Annotated in this window: 8 protein-coding genes and 1 pseudogene; 5 read left to right on the forward strand and 4 right to left on the reverse strand. The window is 42.1% G+C overall.

From position 1 onward, the window contains the following. Positions 1–14: 14 nt before the first annotated feature. Positions 15–941: a S8 family serine peptidase gene (locus ACEWFH_RS04335; protein WP_473726262.1), complete on the forward strand. Its 927-nt coding sequence runs from the start codon at positions 15–17 to the stop codon at positions 939–941. Positions 942–973: 32 nt separating this feature from the next. Then, positions 974–4,897 carry a S8 family serine peptidase gene (locus ACEWFH_RS04340; RefSeq protein ID WP_473726263.1) on the forward strand — a complete coding sequence of 1,308 codons (3,924 nt, stop codon included), beginning with the start codon at positions 974–976 and terminating at the stop codon, positions 4,895–4,897. A gap of 318 nt (positions 4,898–5,215) precedes the next feature. Here the strand turns inward: ACEWFH_RS04340 and ACEWFH_RS04345 are convergent, their stop codons facing one another. From ACEWFH_RS04345 to ACEWFH_RS04360, 4 genes are all read right to left on the reverse strand, one after another. Continuing rightward, positions 5,216–5,683 carry an NUDIX hydrolase gene (locus tag ACEWFH_RS04345; protein ID WP_473726264.1) on the reverse strand — a complete coding sequence of 156 codons (468 nt, stop codon included), beginning with the start codon at positions 5,681–5,683 and terminating at the stop codon, positions 5,216–5,218. Positions 5,684–6,338: 655 nt separating this feature from the next. Then, entirely contained in the window at positions 6,339–6,614 is a 276-nt protein-coding gene (locus tag ACEWFH_RS04350) for a hypothetical protein (RefSeq protein ID WP_473726265.1), read from the reverse strand. A 75-nt stretch (positions 6,615–6,689) separates the two neighbouring features. Beyond that, positions 6,690–7,415 (reverse strand): CDP-diacylglycerol--serine O-phosphatidyltransferase, encoded by a 726-nt coding sequence (pssA, locus tag ACEWFH_RS04355; protein ID WP_473726266.1) that lies wholly within the window; start codon positions 7,413–7,415, stop codon positions 6,690–6,692. Positions 7,416–8,005: 590 nt separating this feature from the next. Beyond that, complete coding sequence (locus tag ACEWFH_RS04360) at positions 8,006–8,752, reverse strand: MurR/RpiR family transcriptional regulator (RefSeq protein ID WP_473726267.1); 747 nt, start codon at positions 8,750–8,752, stop codon at positions 8,006–8,008. Between the two features lie 166 nt (positions 8,753–8,918). Here ACEWFH_RS04360 and ACEWFH_RS04365 point away from each other — a divergent pair, with 166 nt between their 5' ends. The 3 genes and pseudogenes from ACEWFH_RS04365 to ACEWFH_RS04375 all read left to right on the forward strand — a co-directional run bounded on the left by ACEWFH_RS04365 (position 8,919) and on the right by ACEWFH_RS04375 (position 15,662). Beyond that, on the forward strand, positions 8,919–10,880 hold the full coding sequence (locus tag ACEWFH_RS04365; RefSeq protein WP_473726268.1) for a fructose-specific PTS transporter subunit EIIC: 1,962 nt from the start codon (positions 8,919–8,921) through the stop codon (positions 10,878–10,880). 445 nt (positions 10,881–11,325) lie between these two features. After that, entirely contained in the window at positions 11,326–13,989 is a 2,664-nt protein-coding gene (locus tag ACEWFH_RS04370; RefSeq protein ID WP_473726269.1) for a glycoside hydrolase family 38 N-terminal domain-containing protein, read from the forward strand. Continuing rightward, positions 13,990–15,662 (forward strand): annotated as a pseudogene (locus tag ACEWFH_RS04375) (alpha-amylase family glycosyl hydrolase). It begins immediately after the preceding gene. Positions 15,663–15,670 lie beyond the last annotated feature (8 nt).

Raw genomic sequence — 15,670 nt, forward strand, 5'->3', positions numbered from 1 at the left:
GGGGATGGGTTAGGATGAAAGCAAAAAAGCAATGGATGATAGTGTTGGCTATTTTGTTAATTACAATCAGCATACTGCCAAATATGATTGTTGCAACGGAGAACACCAAAAGCACGCAAGCGACCAGTGAGGCTGCCTTCAGTGAAGCGGTCAAACAGTTGCATAACAATGTTTTAGCAGAGAACTCAATAAAATTGGGAAGTAAAGAATTAAAAGAAAACGACACACAAGGAGAAAAGAAAGAAAATGTAAGGGTCATTATCGAATACAAAGGTGACTCTGTTCTTGAAACGTTTAACAAAAACAAAAAGAGCATAGGGAAAGCACCAAAGAAAGATGTGGAAAGTGCCTATAGCAGTGCAAGCAGATCACACAAAGAATTCACAAGTCAGGCTAAAGCGAAAGGGCTTTCCATTAAGTATAAGCACAAATACAAAACAGCTTTTAACGGGGCCAGTGCAGAAGTGAAGCGCAATGATATTAAAACAATTAAGGAGCTTCCTCAAGTAAAAGAAGTGTACTTGGTGAAAGAGTACGATTTGGATATGAATAATGCAACCAAACTTACCAACGTTCCGCACGTATGGGATGGAGAAGAGAACGGTCTTGGCAGTGATTTTCGTGGAGAGGGTATGTTGATTGCGGTAATTGACTCTGGGATTGATTATACTCACAGGGACTTGGTTCTATCTGAGGGAATGGAGAAGAAACTATCGAACGAAGAAGATTTGGCAAAAGTGGTTCAAAAATTACCTGAAGATTCTGAATTTAAGGATTTAACTCTTAAATGGTTCTCAGATAAAGTTCCAACAGGGTATAACTGGGCTGACCAAAATCATACCATCTGGGAGACTAGTAATCTTGGAAGCAATCACGGCACACATGTAGCCGGGATTATTGGAGCAAATGGAAATGTAGAGGATGGTGGGATTAAGGGGTAGCTCCTGAAGCACAGTTGATTTCTCAGAAGGTGTTGACCAATAATCCACTCGCAGGCGGGATTTACAGTGATGATATTTTAGCGGCGATCAATCACTCGGTTGCAATAGGTGCAGATGTCATCAATATGAGCCTTGGTTCTTCTGCAGCATTTAATATTGCAGAAGGCGGACCAGAGTACACTGCTATGAAAAATGCAGCGGATTCAGGAGTTATCGTAATAAAGTCAGCAGGTAACAGCTCTAACTATGCAAACACCAATACAGCCAATGATACGAACCATCCATTTGCGAAAAACCCTGATAATGGGGTAGCTGATCCCACATATGGGGAGACAATGATCGCGGCATCTTTAAATAATACGACTGTAACCGATATAGCATTCGAATATAAGCGTGGAGAGCAAAAACAGATGGCTGCGTATTTTCCTGCAGACACTCCCGATATTAAAGAATTTATCGGAATGGAAAATAATTTTGAATTAGTCTATGCAGGATTTGGAAGCAAGCAGGATCTGTCAAAGCTTAAACATGATTTAGGAATTGACCTTAAAGGTAAAATCCTACTCATTAAGAGAGGAAGCGAACCAGATGATATCGACACCAGATATTTTTATACGAAAGTTGGAAACGCACAGGAGGAAGGTGCAGCGGCAGTATTAGTTTTAAATGATAAAGCTACAGGCGAAAGATTGACGAAAATGGGGTTCTCCTCTTTCCGTCCTCAAATTCCAGCAGTATTAGTCGGGCATGAGGCAGGGAAAGACATGTTAGAACTTGGGGGATTGGCTATTGGAGAAGACCAGGAACCAGGTGTACTTGGAATGGTGGAAGGTCTATCTGTTTCTTTTGGCGAACAATTCATGACTGGACCGAATAAGGAAGCGAATACCATGGCAGATTCCAGTACGTGGGGTGCAACAAGTGACCTCGGATTTTATCCTGATATCACAGCTCCAGGAGGAAGTATCTGGTCGTTAAAAAACGGTGACCAGTATCAAAGCATGAGTGGGACAAGTATGGCTGCCCCGCATATTACCGGGGTTTCTGCTCTTGTGTATGAAGCCTTCAAGGAAAAGTATGACCTTTCTCCAACTGAATTGGCAGATGCTGTGAAAATGGCGATTATGAATACAGCAGAACCTGTAATCGACGCTAAAAGCGAGCGTCCTTACTTAACGAGAAAGCAAGGGGCAGGCTTGACGAAGGTGGACAAAGCGGTAAAAACTCCCGTAGTTGCGACGAGGAAAGTGGCTTTGAAGGATTTTGTTGAAAGAGAAAAGGAAATTTCTATTACCTTGAAGAATCTTTCGGAATCCACTGTTAGCTATGAATATCAAGCTTCTGAGGTACTTACAGATGAAACATATGAAAAGGATGGCCTCACATACAGCACCACAAGAGCTGGTGTTGTGAAAGGGGCAGAATTGCAACTAGTAGGTGTTAACGGCAAATCGGTGTCAAATGCAAAAGTTGAAGTTGGACCGAAAAGCAAAGTGGAACTGACGTTTAAGCTCGCTAATCTTCCTGATTTAGGTGAACTAACTGCACAAAATCCTGGTATTTTTGTGGAAGGATTTATCGCTTTGGTTCCGACTGATGAGAAGTATCCTAGCCTTTCTGTACCTTATATGGGTTTTTACGGCGATTGGTCTTTGCCTAATATTGTTGATTCACATTTCACAGCAAAAGACTCTTATCATAAAATGACTGGGCTTTATTCCATTACAAAAGGGAATACAATCGCCAAGCTTGGTTATGATTACGATAATAAAGTGTTTAACCAAGATGAAGTAGCAATGTCTAATCATCCTGACTACAGTACGACGGCAGGTCCGGTACTTTCTTTACTTAGAAATGCAAAGGAAGTAGAAGTGAATGTATATGCGGGAGAAAAGCAAGGAGAAGACTTTATTAAAGGTGATTTAGTGCGCAAACTTTCCCAAGATTATTATCTAAGTAAAAACTACAGCAGAGGGCAGCTGACAAAATACAGCTATTACGGTACTTGGATGTGGGAAGGAGCTAAATATAATCAGAAAACGGGAAGCTACAATAATGTGGAGGATGGACACTACTTATATGAAGTGAAAACGAAACTTGATGTTGCGGATGCGGACTGGCAAGTAGAAGAGTTTGTTATCAAAGTGGATTCAGTTCAACCTGAAATAAAGGGTGTAACAGCAGAAGTTCTGGAAGATGGAAATGTAGAGCTAAGCTGGAATGCTCAAGATAATGAGGACGGTTCGGGTATTGCCGGGTATCATATCGTTTTAAATGACAATATGGATGACAGTATCCAAGTTCGACCAAGTGCATTTAAGGCTGGTAAATATATCTTAAATAAGAAGGAATTTAGTGAAACAGGAGAATATCGCTTGAATGTCATCGCATTCGATAAAGCGGGGAATGGTTCCTACCTTCCTGTGGAGAAGCAACCTGTCGTAACGATTGGGGATGTTCCGCAGAAAGAGAATCTAATTTTGAATGAAGCAATTGAGGATGTAAATTATACAGCAGAAAGAGAATACGAGTTCTCTTATTCTTTATCGGAAGACGTTCATGGTGTTAACATACAAGTGTTTGCCGAGACAGGTATCACCCTTTTAGATGTAAACAACGGTTTGAATACTTCTTATAAAATAGAAGGACTAAAAAAAGGGTATAACACGGTGCGAGTGGCGCCATTGAATCGATTTGGATATGAATATCCGAATCAGGCTCAGGAGTTTAAAGTTATGGTGGATCAGGATCTTCCGACAGTTGCTATCAACCAGCCTCGCTCAGGATCGACCTATTTTACAAAAGATATTCGTCTTCAAGGGGCTATTCTGAATGCCTCGCCAATCAAAACTTTTACTGTAGGTGGGCAGGAGATACCTCTGAATGAACTAAAGCGATTTGATTCTGTTATCCGGGTGGAAGATGATGGAGTGTTGAAGCTGCCAGTAGTAGCTGAGGATATTGTCGGGAATAGAGTGGAGTTTCAGCTTCCAGTGACTGTGGATACTACAGCCCCAGAGTTATCTGTAGATGAGGATAGTGACAAATTGATGTCCACTATTGTACCAGAAAGTAAGGAAAAGTATCTTTTAAAAGGAAGTTTTTACGATGAAACGTCCAGAGTTGCTTTATATGTTAACTCTAATAACGTCGGGAAGATCAGTTTAGAGGAAGCGCAATCTGGTGAGTCAAAAGCATTTGAACATGAAATTCCACTTGAGATGGGGAAAAACGTTGTGTCGGTGGAGTTGATTGATATTGCTGGAAATACCTATGTTAAGCAGTTTGTCGTTGTGAGGGGAGAAGGTGAGCTACCGGAACTCTCTTTACGAAGCTTGAAAATTAGTAAGGATACGGTCAGCCATCGAACGCCTTTAGTGTATGAAGCGACAGGTAGTGAGACGATGAATTGGAAAGTGAAAGTGGTTACGGAAGAGGGAAAAGCTGTGGAATCTTGGACTTTTGCAGATAAGTTGCAGATAAAAGATCAATGGCTGCCTGAAAAAGAATTGGCGGATGGAGACTATCAATTGTTAATAGAGGGGAAAAGTGAAGATGGTCGTAAACTAGAGACCTTCACGCACAACTTTAAAGTTTACAATTCTCCGCTAGAAATCAAGAACGTTCAATTGACTGATTTGGAAAGTGAGGAGAAAGTCTCCTATAAAAAAGGAGACATGGTACTCATCAAAGCTGAAATTGGAAACTACTCAAAGGAAAAGCAACAAGGAGAAGTGGTTTTCCAAGTGAAAGACAAGAAAGGTGAAGTGGTAAATATCGGAACAATGAGCTACAGTGGTGAGCACGATACTACTGCAATAGCGAGAGCCGGATTTAGTTTGCCGAAGAATATTAAAAAAGGCGAGTATTCAGTGCAGGTGTTTCTGTGGGATAGCTTTGGTACAAAGAAAGATTTGAGTTCGCCTTCTAAAGTGAAAACCTTTACTGTAAGGTAATGGGCTGAAGGGGTGCCTGTTCCCACGATGCCGGTATCATTTCCCCTCCTTTTTATACTCAGAATGAAAAAGGAGGAAACTCACATGGCTGCTAACTAAGCCCATAAAGAGAAAGCTAAAAAAGACATGCCTCTAGAAACCAAAGTCAATGGAATGGAATAAACTAATGTCCTTTACGCTGTAATGAAGGAAAAAGCTTTCAACCCTATGAACATAGGGTTGAAAGCTTTTTTGTTTATTTTATGGTACAGAGAGCAAATTTAAGGCTAATAGCGGAGAGTACGGTAATGAGCTGTTGGAGTAATGCTGTTGCATTATCTATTTAACTATAGGTCTTTCTTGACCAGATAAGAAATCCTGAATCACCTCAATGTGATCAGTAAAAAGGTTCTCAGGAAGCTGATCGGTCGGGAAGAACTGGTTATCCATGGATTCTGAATTGTGCGTAAGCAAATCACCTGAGTATTCATGACAGGTGAATACGTGCTTCACCATGGAAACTTGGTCACCGTTTTGGAACGTTTTATCGAAGCGTTGCCCGGAATAAATGCCAAACAGCTCGAGTTTGCCGAGCTTTAGTCCTGTTTCTTCAAACACTTCTCGTCTAGCTGTATCTTGCACGGTTTCTCCGAGCTCCATAAAACCGCCTGGTAAGCCCCATTGACCATTGTCACTGCGTTTGTTCAGCAACAACTCATTTTCTTTATTGAACACGAAAGCCCCTGCAACCACCGTAATGATCTTGGAGTGTCCCACCATGCTTCTGACATACTTTATGTAATCCATCTTCATCCTCATCTCAAAAAAGTAATAGCTTATTTTTTACTATACGTTTGTTATATGTAGTCGTCTGCACTTTTTTGGTAAAAGACATAATAAAAATGAACTGGCTGATGATCCACTTCATTGTTGCGTTGCTTATGGTATTGTTGTAGCCTATGTACACTATTTCACAATCCAGGGTAAAAAGAAAAAGCGAGGGTAAATCGAGTTATGCTTCTCTTTGTAGGGCATGTTGTTCGATGGTACTCAGCAGGTCTTCCTGTGCCTTTTGACTAAGCTCGTTTGAGTAGTCAATCGCGTCGTATATCGATGCGAAGTGCTGTGATGAGTAGTAAGGCGATTTATAGCAGTGCACACTTTTCGTTTGGGATGGGTAGATAAGCACCTTCCAGTGATAGACGTCCTGTTGCTTTTCACTGCCTTCCATTGCAATCAGCCAGTGTGTGGAACTTTCGAGTGCATCATCTTCCTCTGCTTTTTTAAAAGAGCAGCTCGATCTTTCTCTCCAATCAAAATGGGGACTTTTTCATAAAACTCCCTAAGATTCGGGTAGTTGCTCATAACGTCTCTCCTCTCAAACATGATTTGTCCATTTCACAAAGTACATGTTTTTCTTATTAGGACATTATATGATGCGAGAGTGGAAAAGATGATAGGTTTATAAGAAATATGCACATAGGCCAAATACGCCTACAACCACAGGAATTAAGGCGAGCAACAGCATAATAATCTTCGTGATAATAAACGACTTTTCCGCTATTTTCGTAAAAAGAGCAAAATCAGAATCCCACTGCCAATTCCTTTTGTCTTCACGAAACCAAGCGTATTTTTCGAGCTCCTTTTGATGTTCTTGCTCTGTATATTTAAATAAAATCCAAAGGAAAGCAGCAGTGCCAGGAATAAAAAATAACAATCCGAATAGTAGAGAATCCATGTTTATTCATCCTTTTGTTCAAAAGTAAAACCAGATACTGAAAGGTCAGTATCTGGAAAGGAATAGTGCGTTAAATTAAAACCGTCTTCTTTTGTTGCGACGAGGTCGGCGTGGTCTTCTAATCTTAATTTCTTTAACTTTAATGAAACGAACTCCGATAAATAAGAAATACGTAGCTAAAGCGACATAGAAGAAGATCGGTACGCTTTCAAACTGGTTCTTTGCCACAAGGTAAAACATGTAGAACAGAAATAATGAAATGATGGTACCGTATCGTGGCATCGGAATGTCCTTGAAGCTTGGGATCTTTATCGTACTTACCATCAAAAGGCCTAGTCCATAAAAGAGAAGGACAAAAATCCAAAGCGGAATCCATTTTACAAAAAAGACTAAGAAGACTACGATACCGCCCGCTAACGGAATAGGTATCCCCTTAAAATATTTCATAGACTCTTCTGAATCTGTGATGTTAAATCGGGCAAGACGATATGCTCCGAACAACGGGAACAGACCAGCAAGAAGGAATCCCCACATGCCCAGATTCAAGAAATACGTGTTTGCTACAAAAAATGCAGGTGCTACGCCAAAAGAAACAACATCTGCAAGTGAGTCCAGTTCTTTACCCAGGTTACCTGAAACGCCTAAAATCCTCGCTGCTCTTCCGTCAACGGCATCCAGCATCATCGCGATAAAAATTAGGATAGCTGCATTTCGAATATCACCGTTTGTCACGTATCCAATGGATAGAAACCCGCAAAACAAATTTCCTAAAGTTAATAAGTTCGGTATATGCTTTTTCATTGTTCACGTCCTTAAAAAATACTCTTCCTTCTATAATAGATGATTTTATTGGAAAAAGTTATGTTTTTTGGTTGAATGAGTAGTTTAACATATTTTTAAGTTGTTTGTTTGTTGGTAGGCGGTCGAGAGTGGTGGAGGCAGGGCTGGAAAGTAGTTAAAATACTCAGCTAACTTATAAAAACAGGAACAAATACCGTAATTAAGGGTGAAAGCTGACTAAAAGGTATGTTCATTGAATTTTGTAGCAAGTTTTTCGTTTTAGATGCTGCTTATAAGGCTTGAAATTGATCCTTCATTGGCTGCTAGGGTATTGCTCTGAGCGAAACTAGAACTCCATTGAGCGAATCGGAAGGTCGTTGGGGCGAAACTTGACCGATTCGGAGCGAAACACAGCCTAGTTGGAGCGAAACGGAGTGAATTCTGCGCGAACGTGTAATTGATATAAGAACACGTACCGTAAAACACAACCTTTACACTTGGGTCAAATCAACAATCAATCAGCAGCATCAAGGTGAATCTTATCGGGGTAGCGGTATTGGGTGATAAAAATACCTCCCATTAAGAAAGGACTGTCCCACTAGACAGTCCTTTCACTTCACACTTCTCTTCAAATAACTCTCAAACAATAGATCAATCAGCAGCATCAGGGTGGATCTTGCGGTAATATCGTAGCCTGCGAACTTCACACGGCCGACTGTCATGCTCAAGTTTGTTTTCACCATCTTACCCAAAGTAGAGTCTGATGAGTTGGTTATCGCAGCTGTATCTACCACTTTATATGTGAGCTTTTCAGCGGCTTGCACCAGCGTTTTCGTTTCTCCACTAGATGAGATGAAGAAAACAAGGTCATTCGGCTCGACCATGTTTGGCAGCAGGTCGATCATGTGTGACTCATACGTATAGTGAGTTTGTTTATTCGTCTGCATGAGCAATTTGCTAAAATACTCGGCCATCATCTTAGAAAGACCGACGCCAACGACGATTACGCGCTTTGCGTTCACGATTTTCTCACTCAATTTTTCGAGCTCACGCGTCTGAATGGTTTCAAACGACGATACAAATTCGTCTTTATACCGGTCAACGGGATTGTCATCCAACAACTTCTGTTGGTTCTCAATCGTTTTCAGCATGTATTTAAGTTCTGAGAATCCTTCGAGTCCGAGTTTATGAGACATGCGCACGATCGTTGTGGTGCTCACGTTGTTTACTTTGGCGATCTCAGTTAACGAATATTTTTTCGCTTCATCTATATGATTGTCTATGTAATAGAGTACTTGTTTTTCGGTTGGTGTAAGGTCGGCCAAATGGCTTCCGAAATGATCTAGAAACTTCCCCATGTTTGCACTTCCTCTTTTCCGAACGCTTCTTTCCTATAGTATAGCCCATTTTTCATTCTGTACAAATGTACGGACTCTGTACAAAGATAACGCTTACTTTCATGTTACAAATAAAGTATAGATATTTGAAAGTGTTTTCATAATAGGGAAGATAGGAGTGAATGTCATGGAACTTAGAAACATGACCCATCCGAATTTAGTTCTGTTCGATGTTAATGCTCAAAATAAAGAGCAAGTGATCAAACAGCTAATTTCAAAGGTTAACAAGCAAGATTATATAGAATCTGAAGACGCTTTATTGGAAGCGGTTTTAAAGCGTGAAGAACAATCGCCGACAGGATTGGAAAAAGGTTTAGCCATTCCGCACGGTAAATCTTCAACGGTAAAACAAGCCGTTTTTGCTGTTGCGCGTTTAAAAACGCCACTCGAGGATTGGGAAAGCATCGATCCGAACAATAAAGTGCAGCTCGTTTTCCTGATCGCCATTCCAGAACGTGAAGCTGGCACAACGCATTTAAAAGTATTGTCTACACTAAGCACAAACTTGATGCGTGACGGCTACTTAGAAGGTTTGATGGCCGCAGCAACACCAGAAGAGTTTTTAAACAGACTGGATGTTGAACAAAAGACAGAAGCGCAAGCTGAAAAAGAGTTCACGAGAACAGTTGTTGCCGTGACCGCTTGTGCAACAGGGATCGCGCATACGTACATGGCAGCTGAAGCTTTAGAAAAAGCGGGCCGAGAACTAGGCGTAAGAGTTCTTGTTGAAAAGCAAGGGGCGAACGGAATTGAAGATGAATTAACGGCTGATGTGATCAAAAACGCAGACGCAGTCATCTTCGCTACCGACATCGCACCAAAACGAAAAGAACGTTTTGCCGGGAAAGCTTATGTGCAAACACGTGTTGCGGAACCTTTACGAAAAGGGAAAGACATGATTCAAAAAGCACTTAACCAGCCGGATGGCCTGGTTGAAGCAGGTAGTGAAGAAGAATCATCCACTACACAATCAAACGGCGGCGGCTTCTTTAAAGACATGGTCCAAGCCGTAATGACAGGGATCTCGTACATGATTCCGGTTATCGTTGCCGGCGGTCTTATGATGGGGATTGCGAAGCTAGGTGCGATGCCATTCGGGCTCGTTAATGAACTAGGAGATCCAAAGTACGCCACACATTCAAATGAACTTTTCGTTATTTTGCATCATTTAGATAAGTTTGGGGCTTTAATATTCAAATTCATGTATCCGATATTTGCAGCGTTTGTTGCTTATTCATTGGCTGACCGTGTAGGTCTTGTTGCTGGATTTATCGGAGGAGCTTTTGCTGGCGGGCTTCATTACACGTTCTGGAACAACCCTGAAGGGATTCCATCTGGTTTCTTAGGTGCATTGATCCTTGGTTTGGCCGCGGGTTATATCGCTCGTTTCTTAAACCGTAAAATACAGTTAAACAAAAACTTAGCTGCGATGAAACCGATGTTCATCATCCCAGCCATTTCAGTTTTATCGATTTTCTTCTTAAACTTTTACATTGTAGACCCTGTGTTTGGTGGTCTTAATGTTGTACTACGCAACTGGATCGAGTCAGCACAAGGGACAGGTGATGTTGTTCTTGCATCGATTATTGCTTCTGCAACTGCCTTTGACTTAGGCGGACCAATCAATAAAGCGGCGGGTGCGATCGCAATCGGGCTTGCAGCTGACGAGGTGTATCCGTTGACGGCTCGTGTTCTTGCCATCGTTATTCCGCCGATCGGACTTGGACTAGCTGTTATTATCGATAAATATGTGGTTGGCCGTCGTGTGTTCCCGGCTGATCTTCGTGTAGCGGGTAACACATCATTACTACTTGGATTCCTTGCCATCTCTGAGGGTGCGATTCCGTTCATGCTTCGTAACCCGTTGATCACGATTCCAATCAACATTATTGGTGCGATCCTTGGCGCGAGTACGGCTGTCTTGTTAGGAGCTGTTCAATGGCTGCCACTTCCAGCGATCTGGGGCTGGCCGCTCGTTGAGAACCTTTGGGCTTACCTTTTAGGGTTAGTCGTAGGTGCAGCGTTCATCGCATTTGCAAACATCTTTGTACGTTTTGCGATTTTAAAGAAAAAAGAGAGACAAGCATAAATCCCGTGGGAAGCGCACATTTTGAAAATTAATTTGGCTCATTTATATAAAAGTGAGCCGATTCTGATTAGAAAGAGAATGTGAGCCTCTTGTTACTGATTTTAAAGCGTCAAATTAAGCGGTGTGAGCGGGTATTTTACCGTTGTGAGCGAAACGAGGGTTTTACGGAGCGAAACGGGGAAAGTTGTGAGCGAAACGAAGGTCTCATTGAGCAAAACAGAGGACTTTGTGAGCGAAAACCACCCCTGACTGAGCGAATGTGTAACAGATTAAAGAACACGTACCGTAAACGATCACAAGCAGCCTACTGACACAGTGCGCTTGAATCGCTAAAGCATCGATCACACCAAGTTTTTAATAAAAAATAAAAAAAGGGGCGCATCTTGTAAAAAGATGACCCCTCTTTTCATTAAAAGTGGAGCAAGCAACTTGGGAGGGAACCAGCATGAAACAGAAAAAAGTGTATGTCGTACCGCATTCGCATTGGGATCGCGAGTGGTATTTTACAATAGAAGATTCGAACCTTTTACTCGTTGAAAACATGGACCGATTGATGGATGTAATGGAGAACGATACTGAATATACAGGCTATGTGTTTGACGCGCAGAGCTCAATTATCGATGAATATCTAAAAATTCGTCCTGAAGAAAAAGAGCGTTTGAGCCGTTTGATTGTAGATAAGCGTATTTTCGTAGGACCTTGGTACACACAGGCGGATTCACTCCTTGTGAACCGAGAGTCGTTGATTCGTAACTTAATGTATGGAACGCGTATCGCTGAAAAAATGGGGCACTCGATGAATGTCGGATACCTGCCAGATATTTTCGGTCAGAACACATATTTGCCTTCGATGTTCAAAGAGTTTGATATCGATTATAGCGTGCTGCAGCGGGGAATTTATACGGACCAGCTGAACGGAAACTTGAATTTTACGTGGAAATCCCCGGACGGCGAGGGCGTGAAGGCGAACAACATCTACTTCGGCTACGGTCCTGGGAAGTTTTTATCGGATGACTCTGAATACATGGAAGAACGTTTGCTTCCGATCTTAGAAAAAATGGCAGACATGAACGGAAGCACGGACAACTTGTTATTGCCAGCGGGCGGTGACCAAGTCCTCGTTCGTGAGCATTTTCCTGAAACGGTGAAGAAGCTGAACGAAAAAGACCAAAAGCACGAGTATATGCTTTCAGACTATGAAACGTTTATGAAAGACACGTGGGAGACGGGCAACTTTGAGAACGTGATCGAAGGTGAATTGATCGCGACTCAAAAATCTCGTATCCACAATACGATTCGATCACAGCGTTATGACATTAAAAAGCTGAATGACATCGCGGAAGAAAAAGTGATCTACGAGCTTGAACCTCTAGCAAGTTTTGCGAGTACGCTCGGTTTTAAGTATCCACAGAAGTGGCTTGATGAGATGTGGAAGATGCTTTTCGACGTGCATGCGCATGACAGTATCGGCGGCTGTAATTCGGATGACACAAACCAAGAGATTGTAAACAGACTGACAAAAGTAATTCGTATGGCTGATGGGTGCTTAAATCTGCTCAAAAAACAGATGACAGAAGCAGTTAGCCGTAAACTTGGTAAGGATTCTATTTTTGTTCTTTTCCATCTGCTGCCTAAAAGCTTTGAAGGTTCACAGAAGATCGTTCTTTTTACTAAGGAAAAAGGATTTGGTGTTCGTGATTTAGACGAGAATGCGGTTGAGCTTCATGTGCTGAACCAAGAATACATTTCTGGTGGAAAGACGATCGTTGTAACGGCAGAAGGCGAAAAAGAAGTAGAAGCGCCTGGTTATTACCGAAACGAAGTGCTTTTAAGTGATGTTAAGCTGCCTGCGATGGGTTATGACACGTTTGAAGTCGTTGAAGATGGCTGTGAAAACGAGGTTGTAGATCCTAAGTTTTTAAACAACCGTTTAATAGAGAATGAATACTTCTCCATTTATGAGGAAGATGGTCAGCTTCATCTCATCGTAAAATCTCTAGAGAAGACAATTTCAGATTTTATGAAGTTCGAAAATGTAGCGGATGCAGGGGATTCTTATGACTTCTCACCACTTGAAGGCGACTCAGCGATCTACTCTAAAGCGCTGGAGTCTGTGTATGTAGAGGGAAGCTCAGGGACCGAGTTCATGGAAGTGGTTCATGTGCTGCAGGTGCCTGGCGATCTAGAGGAGCGAAAAGAAGGACAGGCAACAAAAAATCTAGCGATCGTGACGCGTTTTGAACTTCGAAGTGGTGAAGACTTTATCCGTGTTACGCATGACATCGAAAATGATGTAAAAGATCACCGCGTCCGCGTATTGGTTCAGACTTCTGTTGAAGCACCAGAGCATTCATTTGGCGATCAAGGCTTTAGCTTGATTCAGCGTCCGACGGTTAATCCATATATGGAGAACTGGAAAGAGCAAAAGTTTGCTGAAGCGCCAGTGCCGATCTATCCTTTAGAAAACCTAGCAGGAGTGACGAACGGAGAGCTGACAGCGGCTGTCGTGACAAAAGGAATCAAGGAATATGAGCTGATCAAAGAAACAGGTGAGTTTGCGTTAACGCTGTTCCGAAGTGTTGGTTTGCTAGGGAAGGATAACTTAGCGTGGAGACCTGGTCGGGCCTCAGGCATCAACAACAAAGTGGTGACAACACCTGACGCTCAGATGCAGACGAAGATGACGTTTGAGTATGCGATTCATCTTGGGAAAGGTCATGATGTTAAACAGTTGTTTAAACTTGTTGATGATTATCGCTGTCACAGTGTGAGTTATCAGAAGCAGTCTCTAAACACATTTGAAGAGAGACTCGATCGCTTTGAGATTCCATATCCGGTCGATGCGCTGCCTGCTACGTTTAGTTTCCTAGAAGCAATGGGGGACGTTTACTTAAGCTCTATGAAAAAAGCGCATGACGACAATTCGGTGATTTTGCGATTGTTCAATCCGACTGATGTAGAACAAACGGTGAACATTTCGAGTGAACACATCCAGTCTATGGCGCAAACGAAATTGAACGAGAAAAGCGCGATTGACGTTAAAGGAGACGTGTTAGTTCGTCCTAAAGGATACGTAACACTGAAGTTCGTAATGAAGGAGAAGGTGTAAATGAGTTTTCCAGAAAAAGTTGAGAATCTGTTAAAAACCATCTATGGTGAAGACTATTTACCCCAATATAAAAGCGAGATTGTGAAGCTTGCTGAGAACTGGAAAGAGAAGAAGTGGAGCGAAACGGCTCCACTTTCTGAAAAAAACGTCTATCTTATCACGTATGGCGACATTATTAAAGAAGAGGGAGAGCCGACGTTAAAGACGTTAAACAAGTTCATAAATGAGTTTGCGAAAAATGAAATTACAGACGTTCACTTGCTTCCAATGTTTCCGTACACGTCTGATGACGGTTTCTCGGTTGTTGATTACCGTGAGATTCATCCGGATCTTGGTGACTGGACAGATATCGAGCGTTTTTCTGGTGACTACCGCCTGATGTTTGATTTTGTAGCGAATCACATGTCTAAGTCGAGCAAGTGGTTTCAAGGTTATTTAAAGGGTGACCCTGAGTATGCGAACTACTTTATTCCACGCGAGGAAAGCTTTGATGCGTCAAACGTTGTGCGTCCTCGTACTTCTCCACTGTTTCATGAGTACGAAGGTGGAAAAACGGCTTGGACGACGTTTTCTGAAGATCAAGTGGATGTGAACTTTAAGCATTTTCCTGCATTGCTTGAGATGACTGATATTTTGCTCGAGTATGCGTATCGAGGCGGGACAAGCATTCGTTTAGACGCGATTGGCTTCATGTGGAAAGAGTCTGGAACGACTTGTATCCATTTGCCGCAGACGCACGCGATCATTCAGTTGTGGCATGAGATTTTAAAAGAGTTAAAGTTAAACACGCTGTTGATTACGGAGACGAATGTTCCTCATAAAGAAAACATCAGTTATTTTGGGGATGGCGAGAATGAAGCGCACATGGTGTACCAGTTTTCGCTGCCACCGCTTGTTTTGCACACGTTAACAACACATGATGCGAGCAAGTTGACGGGATGGGCTAAAACGATTGAAAAAATATCTGACTCTGCAACGTATTTTAACTTTTTAGCGAGTCATGATGGGATCGGCATGCGTCCGACAGAAGGGATTCTAACCGAAGAAGAGCGAACAGCTTTAGCTAAAAAGTGTTAGGAAACGGTGGTCGCGTTTCGTATAAAAGTAATCCTGATGGAACGGAATCTCCTTATGAGCTGAACATCAATTACATGGACGCGCTCATTAACGAAGAAGAAGATGTAAGTGAAGATGCTCAAGTGCAGAAGATGCTTGCTGCTCATTCGGTGCTGTTTTCCGTGATGGGTGTTCCGGCTGTGTATTACCACTCCCTTTTAGGATCTGAAAATGATTATGAAGGCTTGGAATCATCGGGCATCAACCGCCGAATCAATCGTGAAAAATTTCAGTATGAAAAGTTGGTTGCTGAATTAGAGACATCAACTCGTCGTCAAAAAGTGTTTACTGGCTTGAAGAAGTTAATTCGAACTCGTCAGCAGGAACCAGCGTTTTCTCCGTTTGCTGCACAATTGATTTTAGAGCTTGGAGAGCAGGTATTTGCACTGGTTCGTAGAAATGAAGAAACAGGAGACACGGTGCTGTTTGTTATGAACGCCTCGAACGAAATGGTCGATGTTGAATTACCTTTCGGGGGACAGGACTTATGGAGCGGGAATACAGTTGATGAATCGGTAGAGCTCGTACCGTATCAGTTTATGTGGATTAAAAAATAAAGAAGGTG

Source organism: Fictibacillus sp. EA-CB0309, assembly GCF_055814265.1.